Below are 14,810 nucleotides of genomic sequence, written 5' to 3'. Positions count from 1 at the left end.
AAAGAGTATTATAATGAAATGTCCTATTTGCAAAGATATAGAATTAGTAATGAGTGAAAGACAAGGTGTTGAAATTGATTATTGTCCATCATGTAGAGGAGTTTGGCTTGATAGAGGAGAATTAGATAAAATTATAGAAAAGAGTTCAAGTTATCAGACAAATCAACAATCAAATTTTGCGAAAAATGAAGATAGAGATTCATATGATAAATACAATAATAATCAACAATATAACTCTTATAATAATAGACAACAAGCACCGTATAAAAAGAAGAAAGAGGGATTTTTATCTGAAATCTTTGATTTTGATTTTTAGTTTTATGAGAAACTAAGAGATTTTAAAATCTCTAGCTGTTCAGATTTTTTATAATTAAACTTAAATTCATACTCTTTTAAATAGTAGAAAAATCTATCTTCATCTACCCCTTTATGTTTTTTCAGATTTTTTTCTAAAAACTTCCAAAACTTATTTAGTTTTGTTTGATGCGCATTTTGGGAGTGAATTTTATACCAACTTAAATATTGAATAAATCCATCTTCTACATCAAATGCTCTATTACCTATTTTTGGCATTAAAAGAGTATATACTTTTTGGTTAGAATAAAACCCAATAATATTTATAGCTTCACTAAGACTCTTTCTTTTCTTTAATTTTTCTCTCTCTTTTAGATAATAAAACTCTTCATATTCAGTACTATCTTTTATTGATGAATTATAAATAACTTCAGAAAAAATTGCAATTTTTTCTCTTAAAATATCAAATCTATCCTTTATAGTTTTATAATTTAGTTTTAATTCACTTGATACTTCAAAAGCACTCTTGTTTTCACAGAATTTTTGTATAACTAAAATATCTTTTTCAATCTTCTTTAAAGAGAGCTTTTTAGAACATTTCTTACATTTTATATAATTATTTGCAAGAGTATAAAACTCTTTGTTTTTACAGTTTGGGCATATCATAAATAGATTGTAACAAATTGGTTCTAAATTTACATATGTGTTTAATTTTTATCAAATAGTTTTAAAATAAATTGGGTTAGACTTTTATAAAAATAATTGGAGAAAAATATGTGTAAAGATTGCGGATGTACAATAGCTGGAATGGAGCATAATCATTCACATCATCACCATGAACATAATCATAGTCACCATAATCATGGAAATAGAACTATATTTAAACCTATAAATGATAATTTAAAATCTAATCCTTTATTAAATGATGTAAAAACTATTTCTATAATTCAAAAAATATTAGATAAGAATGATCATGAAGCCTCTCATAATAGAGTACATTTTGATAATCATAAAGTTTTAGGAATAAACCTTATGTCAAGTCCTGGAAGTGGAAAAACAACATTTTTAGAAAAATTATCAGAAATTTGTAATTTTAAATTTGCAGTTGTTGAAGGAGATTTAGAGACATCAAAAGATGCTGATAGATTAAAAGCAAAAGGGATAAATGCTATTCAAATACAAACAGGAAGTGCTTGCCATTTGGATGCATTTATGGTTCATAAAGCTTTACATGATATTGATTTAGACGAAATTGATGTTTGTTTTATAGAGAATGTTGGAAATTTAGTTTGCCCAGCATCTTATGATGTAGGAACTCACTTAAATATTGTACTTGTTTCAATACCTGAGGGGGAAGATAAAATTATAAAATATCCAGTTATGTTTAGAAGTGCTGATTTAATTTTGTTTACAAAAACTGATTTGTTGCCTTATTTTGAATATGATATAGAAAAAGAGAAACAAGAAGCTAGAAAATTAAAACCAAATGTAGATATTTTAGAGGTAAATATCAAAGATAAAGAGTCACTCCAAAATGTAATTGATTGGATAAATTTTAAAAGAAAGATGCGTTAATCCTAATAAGTTATGCTCTTTAGAGTTTGCCTCTTTAGTAATTTTTTAAGTAGTTAGATATGAATTTAGTCCCTGAAAGATGGGATATTTTTAGGAGAAAATTATGTGTTTATCAATACCATCAAAAATAAAAAGCATAGATAAAGATACAAATAGTTGTGTAGTTGATACCATGGGAGTTGAAAGAACAGCTTGTTTAGATTTAATAGACCAAGAGGTAAAAGTAGGTGATTATGTTTTAATTCATATTGGTTTTGCCATGAATAAAATAGATGAAGTAGATGCTCTAGAGTCTTTGAAAGTTTACCAAGAAATTATAGAAAAACTAGAAGAGAAAGAGAAGCAAGAGGCCTTAAATGGTTAAAAAGTTACAACTAAAAGATTTATATGATGGTTTTAGAGATCCAAAAACAATAAAAGCCTACAAAAAACTAATAGATATAGAGCTTGAAAATTATGATAAAACTATAAATATTATGGAGGTTTGTGGTGGGCATACTCATACTATTATGAAATATGGACTTCCTCAAATCTTAAATAAAAAAATCAATTTTGTTCATGGACCTGGATGTCCTGTTTGTGTAATGCCAAAAGAGAGAGTTGATAGTGCTTATGAGTTGAGTTTACAAAAAGATGTGATACTTGTAACTTTAGGAGATATGATAAAAGTACCTGGAAGCCGTGGAAGTTTGCAAGATGCAAGAGCAAAAGGTGCTGATGTAAGATTTGTTTATTCTCCTATGGATTGTCTAAAGATTGCTACTGAAAACAAAGATAAAAAAGTAGTCTTTTTTGCAATAGGATTTGAAACAACAACTCCTATGACTTGTGCTTTACTTGAACAGGTTATAAAAAATGATATAAAAAATATTCTTTTCCATATAAATCATATTACAGTTCCCGAAGTTATGAGAGCTTTAGTGGATAAAAAAGATAATAAAATAGATGCTTTTTTAGGACCAGCTCATGTTAGTGTGATTAGTGGAAGTAAAATCTATGAAGAGTTCCCTTTAAGATATAATAAACCAGTTGTTGTAAGTGGTTTTGAGCCTGTTGATGTTATAGAGTCAATTTACATGTTGGTTTGTCAATTTGTACAAAATAGAGTAGAGTTGGAAGTTGAGTATAAAAGAGTAGTTAGCTTTGAAGGAAATATAAAAGCTCAAGAGCTTGTAGATAAATATTTAATTAAAACCTCTTTTGAGTTTAGAGGTGTTGGAACTATTCTTGAAAGTGGATATGAGTTAAGAGAAGAGTATAAAAAATATAATGCAAAACTAGTGTATGATGAAATTCTTCCAAAGAATAGAGCAAAAGAGAATAAAGCTTGTAGATGTCCTGATATTTTAAGTGGAGTTGCAAAACCTCTTGATTGTAAGCTTTTTGGAACAGTTTGCACTCCTACAAATCCAATTGGTTCTTGTATGGTAAGTAGTGAAGGTGCTTGTAGTGCTTACTATAAATATGGGAATTTACTTAAATAGGATATATATGAAAACAGTTACTTTAGCACATGGGAATGGTGGACAAGAGAATAATGAACTAATAAAAGAGGTATTTTATAATGCTTTTAAAAATGAGATTTTAGAGAGAAATGAAGATGCTGCAGTTATAGAAGGTGGAAAACTTGCTCTAAGTACAGATAGTTTTACAGTTAGCCCTCTTTTTTTTGCTGGAGCAGATATTGGAAAATTAGCAATTTGTGGAACTTGCAATGATTTAGCGATGATGGGGGCAAAGCCAAAATATCTTACTTGTAGTTTTATTATAGAAGAAGGGTTTGAAGTTTCTCAATTACAAAGTATAGTAAATTCTATGAAAGAAGAGTTGGCAAAAAATGATGCAATAATAGTAAGTGGTGATACAAAAGTTGTTCCAAAAGGTTCTGTTGATAAACTTTTTATAAATACTTCAGGTATAGGAGAGGTTTTATATAGTGGAATTAGCTCAAATAATATCTCAACAAATGATTTAATTTTAGTAAGTAGAGATATCGGAGCACATGGAGCAACTATTTATATCTCAAGAGAGGGAATAGAGTTAAGTTCAAATTTAAAAAGTGATTGCTCCTCTTTATTTCCTTTGGTAAAGGCTTTGATTGATGAAAAGATTAAAATAACAGCTCTTAGAGATGCTACAAGAGGCGGTTTAAGTGCAGTTTTGAATGAGTGGGTAAAACAGTCAAATGTCTGTATAGAAATAGATGAGAGAAGTATTCCAGTTAGTGATGAGGTAAAGGGAGTTTGTGAAATGTTAGGTTTTGAAGCAACTTCTTTGGCAAATGAAGGAACATTTGTATTGGCTATAGCAAAAGAGGATGCAAATAGAACTTTAGAGATTTTACAAAGATTTGAAAATGCAAAAAATGCTTCAATTATAGGAAAAGTTACACAACAATATCCACAAAAAGTGGTTTTAAATAGCTCATTTGGTACAAAAAGGTTTTTGGATATGCCTTGTGGAGAGCTTCTTCCTAGAATTTGTTGATGAATTAAGTGCAATAAGTTGCACTCTTTAGAGTTTTTGCTTCTTTTTAACAGAATTTATTTCTGTACTAAAAAAGAAAACTTAATATTAAAAGGAAACTATTATGCATGAATATAGTATAGTTCAATCTCTACTGGAAAGTTGTGAAGAATATGCACGACAAAATAATGCAAAAAGAGTTACAAAAGTAGTTGTGAAAATTGGAGTTTTAAGTGGGGTAGAACCTGATTTACTTCAAACCGCCTTTGATACATTTAAAGAGCAAACTATTTGCCATGATTCTAAATTTATAATAAATATTCAGAAAATTGAGATCTTATGCAATGATTGTAATAGTAGATCTATTTTAGAAAAACATGAGTTTTCATGCCCAAAATGCCAAAGTGTAAATTTAAAAGTAATAGATGGTGAAGAGATGTATCTTATGAGTTTAGAATTTGAGTAATTTGTTCCAAAAATAATTAAGAAAAAGTAAATTTTATTTTACATAAACTAAAGATAATTATAATTCAACAAGATAAAAAAGGAATTTTATGAAAAAAATTATTTCAACTTTGTTACTTACTATTTTATATGGAAATGCACATTTTCTAACTCTTCTTCCATCAAGCGATAATATAGAAGATAAGAAAGATTCAAATATTAAAATAGATTCTATGTTTATTCATCCATTTGAACAAAGTGGAATGAATATGGAAAAACCAAAAGGTATCTATGTAAATAGTACAAAAAATGAGATTGTTCCCACACAAATAACTAAGTTTGAAAATAAAGCTTGGCAAAGCTCTTATACAGTTACAAAGCCAGGAGTTTATAAATTTTTTGTACAACCAGAGCCATATTTCGAAGAGAGCGAAGGACTTTTTATAAGCCATGTTCCAAAGGTAATTGTTAGCGCTTTTGGTGTTGAAGATGGATGGGATGAACCAATTGGTTTAAAATATGAGATAGTTCCTCTTACAAAACCTTTTGGGATTTATGCTGGAAATATCTTTCAAGGAGTTGTTTTAAAAGATGGAAAAACTCAAACAAATATAGAAGTTGAAGTTGAGCTTTACAATGAATTTGGATTAAAAGCTCCAACTTCTTCACATATAACACAAAGCATAAAAACTGATAAAAATGGAGTTTTCTCTTTTGTGATGAACCATAAAGGATGGTGGGGCTTCGCAGCTTTAATAGAAGAGGGTGAAAAAGAGTATAAAGGTAAAAAATATCCAATAGAAAATGGTGCTTTGTTTTGGTTAAAAGCATACTAAAATGCATATAAGTGATGGTGTTTTAAGTCTAGAAGTTGCAACAGTATCTACTGTTGTAGCTTTTGGTTTTTTATACTACTCTTTTAAAAATCTTACAAATGATAAGATAGCATTAGCTTCAGCTATGAGTGCTTTATTTTTCGTAGCTTCATTTATTCATATACCTTTTGGACCAACTCAAATTCATCTAATGCTCATAGGATTTATTGGACTTTTTTTGGGAAGTACTGCAATATTTTCTATCTCTTTGGCACTTATTTTACAAGCTTTTTTGCTAGGTTTTGGTGGAATTAGCTCTATTGGAGCAAATATAGTAATTATGGGAGTAGCTTCATATTTTGTTTTTCTACTTTTTAAATTAGATTTTTTGAAAAGATTAAATGATAAGATTAAGTTCTTTTTAGTTGGATTTTTTGGAATTTTAATATCATCTTTGACTCTTTTTATATTATTATTTTTTTCAAGACAAGAGTATGAAACTATCGCATACTCTATACTTTTTATAAATATTCCAACAATGATTTTAGAAGGCTTAGTTACACTTTTTTTATTTTTATATATTAAAAAAACTATGCCAAATTTACTAAAGAATTAAGCATATGAGATTTATAATAATCTTGTTTTTACCAATATTTTTATCTGCTCACAAAGTAAATCTATTTTTAGATTTAAAAGATGAGAATTTATATATTAACTCATATTTTGCAAATGCAAAACCTTGTATAAATTGTAAGTTTAAAATAGAAGTAGAAAAAGAGCCTGATTTTGAAGATATTTTGGACAAAAATGGTGAATATAATTATAAAATTTCTAAAAATGATTTAAAGGTTACTATTGATGCAGGAAGCGGTCATTTAGTTAGTAAAGAGATAAAAACTTCAACTTTAATCGAAAAAGATCAAGAAAATAGTAGAGTAAAAAACAGTAAAGAGTTAGAACAATTAATAGAAGAAAATAGTATTTTAAAACATAGAATAGAGGTTTTAGAAGAGCAATTAAACTACTTTGAATTTTTAAAAATAGCTTTTGGATTATTTTTGATTTTTCTAATTTTTATTTTAATAAAAAGATTTAAAACTTGAAATTAAATCCAGCAATTTCTCTTATTTGTTCCATATTGTTTAGCTTAATTGTAAGTTTTTCAAGAGTTGAGTTACTTTTCTTTGTTCCTGCGGTTTTTTTGATATTTTTAAACTATAAAATATTTTTAAAAATTGTAAGAAAACTGCTCCTTTTGAATTTCTTTATAGTGGTTTTATCCATTTTTTTATATTTTGAGACAAATATATATGAAGCGATAAATCTATTTCTTAAAGTTAATCTAATAATTTTATTTAACCTTTTACTATTTTTCTCTTCAAATGGATTTGATATTGTTAAAGGGTTTAAAATCTTGAGATTTCCAAAAAAATTTGTTTCAACTCTATATTTTACTGTAAGGTTGATTTTTGAGTTAAATATTGAGTTAAAAAATATTAAGAACTCTTTAAAAGCTAGGAACTTTAAGCCCAAAATAGATATTTTTACATATAAAACTTATGGAAATATATTTGGAGTTTTGTTTATAAAAACAGTATCAAAAACAAATAGTTTAAAAGAGAGTTTTCTTTTAAGAGGCTTTAAAGATGAGATATTTCTAAATTGTGAGGCTAGTTTAAAAGTTACAGATTTACTTTTATTATCTCTTTTTATAGTTCTATTTTTTATAAAGGTTAGTTCATGAGTTGTTCGTTAAATTTAAGATCCATATCATATAAAAAAGGTGATAAGTATATATTAGAGGATATAAATTTTGATTTGGACCATAAAGAGAAGATCGCTATTGTTGGACAAAATGGTGTTGGAAAATCAACACTTCTTAAAATAATTGCTGGCTTAAAAATTGCTACAAATGGTGAGATAGAAATTTTCCATAATAAAATAAAATATCAAAACGATTTTGAAAAATATAGGGATGAAATAGGTTATTTACCACAAGATGTAAGTAGTTTTTTTCTATGTATTACTGTTATTGAAGATATTATGTTCTCTTTACTAACTTTGGGTATAAAAAAAGAGGAAGCATATAAAAAAAGTATTGAGATGTTAAAAAGATTAGATATTTTGTATCTTGAGAATAGAGTGATTTATGATTTAAGTGGAGGTGAGCAAAAGATTGTAGCACTTGCGGCAATTTTGATAAAAGAGCCAAAAATACTACTTTTAGATGAACCTACAAATGCTTTAGATAAGAAGAGTGAAAATTTAATTTTAGATATTTTAAACAAAATAGATAAATCAATGGTAATAGTCTCTCATGATAAAATCTTTATAGAAAAATTAGCTTCAAAGGTTTATAATTTGGAAAATAAGAGCTTAACAGAGATAAGATTAAGTTAAAAAAGGTAAAAGATGAGACCATTTCAAGGTTTTTTAATAGAAAAAGATGGAACTGCCAAAGAGTTTAAGTATGAAAATTTATCTAAGCTACAAAAAAATAATGAAATCTTGTGGTTGCATTTTGATTATACTACTAAAGAGGCAAAAGAGTGGATTAGAAAATATAGTAACATTGACTCTGTTGCCGTTGAAGCACTTTTAACAGATGAAACAAGACCACGAACTATTGTTTTAAATGATGCTTTACTGATTGCTTTACGAGGTGTGAATTTAGAACCAAATTCAAAACCAGAGAAGATGATCTCTATTCGTATCTTTATCTCCTCTTCTTTAATAATCTCTACAAGTAGAAAGGATATTTTATCTGTAACAGAGATAAGTGAAAACTTAAGAAGAGGAAATGGTATAAAAAGTTCTTCTGAATTTTTAGTTGAATTAACTTATAGAATGATTGATAGAATGGATAGTGTAATAGATAAAATCGAAGAAAGGGCAGATTTTTTAGAAGAGAATATTTTAGAAGATGAACATAAAGGTGGTTTTAGAGCAGAAATACTAAAGATTAGAAGAGAGAGTATTATTTTAAAAAGATATTTGGCTCCACAAAAAGAGGCTTTAATTAAACTTTATAATGAAAAGTTAACTTGGATAGATGAGTATCAAAAAATTGAATTAAGAGAGACAACAGACCAATTAATACGTCATATAGAGGAGCTTGATACAATAAGAGATAAAGTTATACTTTTTCAAGAAGAGCTAGTCAATAGTCTAACTGAGCAGATGAATAAGAAAATGTATATTTTGGCTATTTTATCTGCAATATTTTTGCCACTTACTTTTTTAACAGGGCTTTTAGGGATAAATGTTGGAGGAATTCCAGGGGCGAATCATGAGAATGCCTTTTTTATATTTTTAGGAATACTAGGGCTTGTAGTTATCTCTCAATTTATATTTTTCAAGAGAAAAAACTGGATTTAATATTTGGCTAAAATAGCCTAAATATTAAATTACAAGACAATTTCTAAAAATCTTTATCAAGCTCATCTTCACCTACTACAATATTTTTACCAATATTCTTTGCTTTATATAAAGCATTATCTACTCTTTTAAATAAACTCTCTTTACTATCCATATCATTTAATGTTGCAACTCCAAAACTGCAAGTAGTTTTACTTGGAGTTAAAGAGAAGTCATGATCATTTATAATTTGTTTAATATTATTTGCAACAAGAATAGCTTTTTCAAGATAAGTTCCAGGGAGTAAAATTGCAAATTCTTCTCCACCCCATCTTGAAATAGTATCAGTAGCTCTTATGTTTAAAGATATAAGTTTTGTTATAGATTTTAATATTTCATCTCCAATATCATGCCCAAAATTATCATTTATATTTTTAAAATTATCAATATCAAGTAAAATAATACTGAGTTTTGTTCTTTGTATTTTTGCTTTTTGCATTTCAAATTCAAAAAATTCTTCAAATTTCATTCTATTAAATACCCCAGTTAAAACATCAATAGAAGCCTGTTGTTCTAGTGTTTGTGCCATAGAATAAAGTTCATCTACTTTATGTTTCATAGCCTTATTTAAATTACTTAATTGCTCTTTTGCTTGTTCAAAATCTGTTACATCATTTCTTATAGCTATAAATTCAACTATATCACCATCAACATCTAAAATTGGGACTACTGTAGAGTTTACAACATAACTTCTTCCATCACTTTTTAGGTTTGTTATTAGTCCATTCCATGTTTTTTTATTTTTTATAGTGCTCCATAGTTCTTGGAAAGTATTGCTTGACATAGAAGGATGCCTTACAATATTATGAGGTTTACCTATTAACTCTTCTCTTTTAAAACCAGATATTTCGCAGAATTTATCATTTACATAAGTTATAATCCCTTTTGGATTTGTTTTTGAAACAATAGTACTTAAGTCAACAGCTTTTTTATATTCATTGAGTAGATTTGTATTATCAACTGTAGGAATAGGTTCTAAATTATTCATCTGTTCATATTTTATAAAAAGCTCTTTTGTAATCTCTAAAAAGTTATTTTCGATATCTTTTAATAGTTTAAATGACAATAACCCCTCGATATTAAAAAATAGGATTATAGAGTTTTTTAATGATGTAAAAAGAGTAAAAAAGTCATTTGTACTAAAAGATGATTCATTTAAGATATTTAAAAATTTATCTGTTGTCGATGAATCTGAAATACTCAACTCCCACTGCATTGAGCCCATAATAGATTCAAATATATCGATAAAAACCTTTTTTTGCTCGATTTTTAAAGATAGTTGGTGTGCTAAAAAAATATCTTTTACTATTTGATTTTCTAACCAAGTATCTACTATTATATTCTTATTTATTTTTATAAGATAAGAAAAATCTTTTATTCTAATAAGTTTATTCATCTGATACCTTTTATTTATTTATACTAATAGTAACATAATACAGTATATTATTTAATTAAGTAATTTAAATACTAAGATAATTGATTAGGAAATTAAAATTAGGTAAGATAATTATATTTAAAAAATGTAGTTAATGATAAGTTATAAACTTTTAACTTATATTCTCTCTTTTTTCACAAAACAGATAGCCACAAAAGAGAAAAAGGCAAAAATAAAGCTAAATAAAAATAGGTATTTTCCATAAACTGCACCAGCAAATAAAGCACCTATAAATGCACCAAAACCATAACCTACACCAAATAAAAACTGCTGAGCTAGTTTTTTATTATCATAAAGTGAGTATAGATAAATAACAACAGCACTATGAAAAAGTGCAAATGAAAAGGCATGAATAGCTTGAGTAAAAAATACAATTTCAATAGAGTTAGGGTATAAATATAAAAGTAGCCATCTAAAAGCTGTTACTCCTATGCAAAACTTTATTATAGTTAAAAGATTATTTTTCAAAATTGGTGCTTGAAAATATAGCATTAAAATTTCACAAATAACACCAAAAGCCCAAAGATAAGAGATAGTTTCTAAAGATAGACCATGCTCTATCTCATATATTGTAAAGAAGTTATAAAACCCACCAAAACTAACTTGCATAAAAAATATGCTAATCCAAAAGGCAAGATACTTAAAAAAAGAGAAAGTCTCATCGCTTATTTGATTTATTTTCTCTTCCAAATCATTTTTCAATAAAAGTAATGCAAATAGTACTGTTAAAACTACAATTGCTAGGTAGTAGTGCAGAGCAACAAATGGAGTTGTTAAAAATTTTGCCAAAACTAAGGCTATAATCATAAAACCAATAGAGCCAAAAAGTCTTGCTTTTCCATATCTATCTTTCCCTAAAATAATTACAGTTGTAACTTCAAGATATGGTAAAATTAAAGATAAACAAGCAGCTAAAATAGCATTATTTAGCATAAAAAGATAAAAATGTTCTATTGTGATATAAAAAAGTGCTACAGCTAAAACAGTGATAAATAGTGCTTTTTTAAACATAGACTGGCTTAAATTAATATGTTTCAAAAATAAAAAAGGCATTAAAAATTTCATTAAAGGAGCAATCGCTAAAGCAGTTCCAATATCAAAAGCATTATATCCAAGATCATTTAAAACTTTTGGTAAAAATATTACATATATACCAACAGCAGCAAAATAGAAAAAATAAAATGCTGATATATTAAAAAAGAGCATCTTTTTCGTTTATAATAACTGTATTAGATAAAATATCTTGAATAGTTTTTTTCTCTTTATTGAAAAAAACAAAAAATAGTGGAGCAACAAGAATTATTGAAAATAGAGTCGAAAGATATCTAATAAAAATTTGTAAAATAGATACTCTAGTTTTTGTTTTATTATCTACAAGTTTTAAATCATAGGCTTTTAATCCAGGTGTCTGCCCATTTTTAAGCCAAAATATAGCTAAAATAAAAAAAGTGCTTATAAGAATTATAGACCAACCAAGAGTTCTATTTTGTGAAAAACTATCTCCGCCATCTAAAATAAGATAAATTACAATATATAAAATAGGAGTTGTGATTAAAAAAAGATCAGTTAAAAAGGCTCTAAACCTTTTTGAAATAGAGACAATTGAAGAGTGCAAAATATTTTTAGAGTTATCTTCTGTGAATTTTACTCTATTTTGTTTTACATCCCTCCATTTTGCCATTAGTTTCCTCTACTACCTGGTTTAATAGCAACAGTTCCAGCTTTACACATAGGACAGTTTTCAGGTGCATACATATCAAAAGCAAAATCTTCTAGTGCAAAAAGTGGTTTATCAAGAGGAAGTTTACAGTTATCTTTTCTCTCAATGCTACTACCCACTCTTTTACAAAAGCCTCTATTTGCCAAAGCTGCATAAGCTACAACTTCTCCACCATCTTTTACTATTTGTGCAGCAGCTTCTAAAGCACTTCCACCTGTTGTTATAATATCTTCGCAAACAAGATATTTTTCTCCCTGTTTTACTTCAAATCCTCTTCTTATAGCCATATTTCCATCTACTCTTTCTGCAAAGATAAATCTTACATCCAAAGCAGTTGCAAGAGCAAAACCAGCTACTAAGCCACCAAGAGCGGGAGCACAAACAGCATCTATTTTAATTCCTGATTTCTTAATATCATTTGCTAAGGCTTCAGCTAAAATTTTTGCAGTTTTTGGATCTTCTAAAACTTTTGCACTTTGTAAATAAAATTGTGAGTGGTTACCACTGCTTAATTTAAAGTGCCCTTCCAATAGAGCACTTGAATCTTTATAAATTTGTTCTATATTCATCTTTATACCGTTAAAATCTCTTTCTCTTTTGTTTTTAGAGTTTCATCAGCTTTTGCTACAAAACCATCAGTTATTTTTTGTACTTCATCTTGAGCTTTTTTACTATCATCTTCTGTTATCTCTTTATCTTTAAGAAGATTTTTGATTTTTGTATTTGCATTTTGTCTAATATTTCTAATAGCAACTTTTGCATTATCAGTCATAACTTTTGCATTTTTTGCAGTCTCTTGTCTTTGTTCAACTGTCATTGGTGGGAAGAATAGTTTGATTACTTCTCCATTGTTATTTGGATTTACTCCAATATTTGCACTTTGGATTGCTTTTTCAATTAGTCCTAAAAGATTTTTTTCCCAAGGATTGATTGTAATAGTAGTAGCATCTGTTGCTAAAACTGAACCAACTTGACTTAAATCAGTCATAGTTCCATAGTAATCAACTTTGATATTATCTAAAATATTTGTGCTTACCTTACCAGTTCTTAGAGTTTTGTAGTCTCTTTTTAGAGATTCAATAGATTTTTCCATTTGCTCTTTTGTTTGTGAATAAACTTCTTCTAACATAGTAATATCTCCTTTATTCTATTTTTCAGGCACTGAAGCTGGAGCCGTTGGTGCTTCTGGTGCAGATGGTGTTGTTGAGTTTTGTGTTGTTGGGCTTGATGGTATTAAAGACTCAATTTTAAGAGAGTCAATAGCACTTTTGTTTCTCTCTTGATTATATGTATATCCTAGAAAGAGAGTGTTTAATACAAAAACAAGTCCTAAAGCCATAGTTGCTTTTGATAAAAAATTAGCAGGTCCTTTGGCACCAAAAAGCGATTCATTACTTCCACTATATGCTCCTAGTCCTATACTAGAGCTCTTTTGAAGTAATACAACAATTACAATAAGTACTGCCAAAACAAATTGAACTATTAAAAGTGTAGATGTCATAATCTATAATTCCTTTTTAAAAAATGGTGTCTATTTTATCTAAAACTTGTTAAAATAATGTTAAAAAAATTCAAAGAGATAAATGGAACTTAAAAATCAGTTTTCAAAATATGCAAAAGAGTATAAATCATACAATATCATTCAGCAAATTTGTGCAAAATCTTTGGTAAGAGAATTAAAATCAAAACCAAAGAGTATTTTAGAATTAGGTTGTGGAAGTGGGCAAATTTTTTCAAATATAAATTGGGAGTTTGATAAATATTTAGCAATAGATGGTTCAAAACAGATGTGTGAACTTCACCCAAAAGCAAAAAATCTAAGTGTAAAATGTCTGAATTTTGATAGTATTGAGTTTTTTTCTGAGATAGAAAAACAAAATTTTGATATTGTACTATCATCTTCAGCACTTCAGTGGTCAAATGATTTAAAAAAAATAGTAGAAAAATTAAGTAAAATTACAAAAGAGATAAATGTTGTTTTATTTACTTCAAATACTTTTAAAACTATTCAAGAACTTACAAATCAGAAATCTCCAATTTTAGATGAAAAGAGTATAAAAGAGGCATTTTCTAGTTATTTTTCTTGTGAATTTGAAACTATTTCTTATAAATTAGAGTTTGAAAATAAAAAAGAGCTTTTTGATTATATTAAAAAATCAGGCGTAAGTGGAAAAAGTGAATTAAATTTTAAAAAGGCAAAACAATTGTATAAAGATTATAGTTTAAACTATTTAGAGTTTGAAGTTATTTTTGTTAAAACAATTTCTAAATTATAGAGTTCATATCTTATATATTTGAAATTTTCACTATCTTCTATTGAGAATAATTTTGTAAGTTCTTCTAAAACTCTAGAACTCTCTTGAGCTCTTTTAAAGTTCGCTATTAAAATAGAGTTTAAATCTTCTCTATTTTGTTCACTTCTTATTGAATTTCTTAAAACATCATTTGCTACATCTCTATTTTCAAGAAGTTCATAGTAGTTTTTAGTTCTTGAAAGATGTCTTAACTCTTTTAATTTTATTGAAATCTCTTTATTATTATAGATATATCTAAAAATATCCTCTACAACTCTAATTCCTTCTCTAAGTCGATTTAGGTTTGCGTCAATTAGTCTTAAGTGATTTTTATTCATAGAAGTTAAAAA

The 14,810-nt window shown here is 27.3% G+C and carries 21 protein-coding genes; 13 read left to right on the top strand and 8 right to left on the bottom strand.

Features of this window, described 5'->3' with window-relative positions; genetic code table 11:
• Positions 1-13: 13 nt before the first annotated feature.
• A complete protein-coding gene (locus ATR_RS09535) occupies positions 14-316 on the top strand; it encodes a TFIIB-type zinc ribbon-containing protein (RefSeq protein ID WP_115429266.1) in 303 nt (100 codons plus the stop codon).
• Positions 317-318: 2 nt separating this feature from the next.
• Here ATR_RS09535 and ATR_RS09530 read toward each other — a convergent pair whose 3' ends face one another.
• Positions 319-960 (bottom strand): hypothetical protein, encoded by a 642-nt coding sequence (locus ATR_RS09530; protein ID WP_115429264.1) that lies wholly within the window; start codon positions 958-960, stop codon positions 319-321.
• A gap of 108 nt (positions 961-1,068) precedes the next feature.
• On the opposite strand from ATR_RS09530, the gene hypB reads away from it, so the two are divergent.
• The 11 genes from hypB to ATR_RS09475 all read left to right on the top strand — a co-directional run bounded on the left by hypB (position 1,069) and on the right by ATR_RS09475 (position 8,972).
• A complete protein-coding gene (gene hypB / locus ATR_RS09525) occupies positions 1,069-1,869 on the top strand; it encodes a hydrogenase nickel incorporation protein HypB (protein WP_115429262.1) in 801 nt (266 codons plus the stop codon).
• A 103-nt stretch (positions 1,870-1,972) separates the two neighbouring features.
• A complete protein-coding gene (locus tag ATR_RS09520) occupies positions 1,973-2,233 on the top strand; it encodes a HypC/HybG/HupF family hydrogenase formation chaperone (RefSeq protein ID WP_115429260.1) in 261 nt (86 codons plus the stop codon).
• Positions 2,226-3,353 (top strand): hydrogenase formation protein HypD, encoded by a 1,128-nt coding sequence (hypD, locus tag ATR_RS09515; protein ID WP_115429258.1) that lies wholly within the window; start codon positions 2,226-2,228, stop codon positions 3,351-3,353. Before ATR_RS09520 ends, hypD begins: the two co-directional genes overlap by 8 nt.
• Positions 3,354-3,360: 7 nt before the next feature.
• Positions 3,361-4,356, top strand: a complete 996-nt coding sequence (gene hypE / locus ATR_RS09510) for a hydrogenase expression/formation protein HypE (protein ID WP_115429508.1) — start codon at positions 3,361-3,363, stop codon at positions 4,354-4,356.
• A gap of 103 nt (positions 4,357-4,459) precedes the next feature.
• Positions 4,460-4,801: a hydrogenase/urease nickel incorporation protein HypA gene (gene hypA, locus ATR_RS09505; protein ID WP_115429256.1), complete on the top strand. Its 342-nt coding sequence runs from the start codon at positions 4,460-4,462 to the stop codon at positions 4,799-4,801.
• Positions 4,802-4,889: 88 nt separating this feature from the next.
• Complete coding sequence (locus ATR_RS09500; RefSeq protein WP_115429254.1) at positions 4,890-5,615, top strand: DUF4198 domain-containing protein; 726 nt, start codon at positions 4,890-4,892, stop codon at positions 5,613-5,615.
• Position 5,616: 1 nt separating this feature from the next.
• The gene (locus ATR_RS09495; protein WP_115429252.1) at positions 5,617-6,210 is read left to right on the top strand and encodes a CbiM family transporter; all 594 of its coding nucleotides are present in this window, start codon (positions 5,617-5,619) and stop codon (positions 6,208-6,210) included.
• 4 nt (positions 6,211-6,214) lie between these two features.
• Positions 6,215-6,697: a hypothetical protein gene (locus ATR_RS09490; protein WP_115429250.1), complete on the top strand. Its 483-nt coding sequence runs from the start codon at positions 6,215-6,217 to the stop codon at positions 6,695-6,697.
• Positions 6,694-7,338 (top strand): energy-coupling factor transporter transmembrane component T family protein, encoded by a 645-nt coding sequence (locus ATR_RS09485; protein ID WP_115429248.1) that lies wholly within the window; start codon positions 6,694-6,696, stop codon positions 7,336-7,338. The genes ATR_RS09490 and ATR_RS09485 overlap by 4 nt, the downstream gene beginning before the upstream one ends.
• A complete protein-coding gene (locus ATR_RS09480; RefSeq protein ID WP_115429246.1) occupies positions 7,335-7,994 on the top strand; it encodes an ABC transporter ATP-binding protein in 660 nt (219 codons plus the stop codon). Before ATR_RS09485 ends, ATR_RS09480 begins: the two co-directional genes overlap by 4 nt.
• 12 nt (positions 7,995-8,006) lie before the next feature.
• Positions 8,007-8,972 carry a zinc transporter ZntB gene (locus ATR_RS09475; RefSeq protein WP_115429244.1) on the top strand — a complete coding sequence of 322 codons (966 nt, stop codon included), beginning with the start codon at positions 8,007-8,009 and terminating at the stop codon, positions 8,970-8,972.
• A 43-nt stretch (positions 8,973-9,015) separates the two neighbouring features.
• Here ATR_RS09475 and ATR_RS09470 read toward each other — a convergent pair whose 3' ends face one another.
• From ATR_RS09470 to secG, 6 genes are all read right to left on the bottom strand, one after another.
• Positions 9,016-10,407 carry a sensor domain-containing diguanylate cyclase gene (locus ATR_RS09470; protein WP_115429242.1) on the bottom strand — a complete coding sequence of 464 codons (1,392 nt, stop codon included), beginning with the start codon at positions 10,405-10,407 and terminating at the stop codon, positions 9,016-9,018.
• Between the two features lie 156 nt (positions 10,408-10,563).
• A complete protein-coding gene (locus ATR_RS09465) occupies positions 10,564-11,652 on the bottom strand; it encodes an MFS transporter (protein WP_115429240.1) in 1,089 nt (362 codons plus the stop codon).
• Positions 11,639-12,127, bottom strand: a complete 489-nt coding sequence (locus ATR_RS09460; RefSeq protein WP_115429238.1) for an RDD family protein — start codon at positions 12,125-12,127, stop codon at positions 11,639-11,641. The genes ATR_RS09465 and ATR_RS09460 overlap by 14 nt, the downstream gene beginning before the upstream one ends.
• Positions 12,127-12,735 (bottom strand): orotate phosphoribosyltransferase, encoded by a 609-nt coding sequence (gene pyrE, locus ATR_RS09455; protein ID WP_115429236.1) that lies wholly within the window; start codon positions 12,733-12,735, stop codon positions 12,127-12,129. Before pyrE ends, ATR_RS09460 begins: the two co-directional genes overlap by 1 nt.
• Before the next feature lie 2 nt (positions 12,736-12,737).
• Positions 12,738-13,295, bottom strand: a complete 558-nt coding sequence (gene frr / locus ATR_RS09450; protein ID WP_115429234.1) for a ribosome recycling factor — start codon at positions 13,293-13,295, stop codon at positions 12,738-12,740.
• Positions 13,296-13,313: 18 nt separating this feature from the next.
• Positions 13,314-13,667 carry a preprotein translocase subunit SecG gene (secG, locus tag ATR_RS09445; RefSeq protein WP_115429232.1) on the bottom strand — a complete coding sequence of 118 codons (354 nt, stop codon included), beginning with the start codon at positions 13,665-13,667 and terminating at the stop codon, positions 13,314-13,316.
• Positions 13,668-13,749: 82 nt separating this feature from the next.
• On the opposite strand from secG, the gene ATR_RS09440 reads away from it, so the two are divergent.
• Positions 13,750-14,442, top strand: coding sequence for a methyltransferase (locus ATR_RS09440; RefSeq protein WP_115429230.1), 693 nt, complete (start codon positions 13,750-13,752; stop codon positions 14,440-14,442).
• On the opposite strand, the gene ATR_RS09435 is transcribed toward ATR_RS09440, so the two are convergent.
• On the bottom strand, positions 14,394-14,798 hold the full coding sequence (locus ATR_RS09435) for a thiamine-phosphate pyrophosphorylase (protein WP_115429228.1): 405 nt from the start codon (positions 14,796-14,798) through the stop codon (positions 14,394-14,396). The two genes, ATR_RS09440 and ATR_RS09435, sit on opposite strands and share 49 nt — an antisense overlap.
• Positions 14,799-14,810: the final 12 nt, after the last annotated feature.

The organism is Aliarcobacter trophiarum LMG 25534, assembly GCF_003355515.1.
In the GTDB taxonomy this organism is placed as follows: Bacteria; Campylobacterota; Campylobacteria; order Campylobacterales; family Arcobacteraceae; genus Aliarcobacter; species Aliarcobacter trophiarum.
The sequence above is the reverse complement of the archived record's forward strand: the minus strand, read 5'-3'. Positions and strand labels throughout refer to the sequence as shown.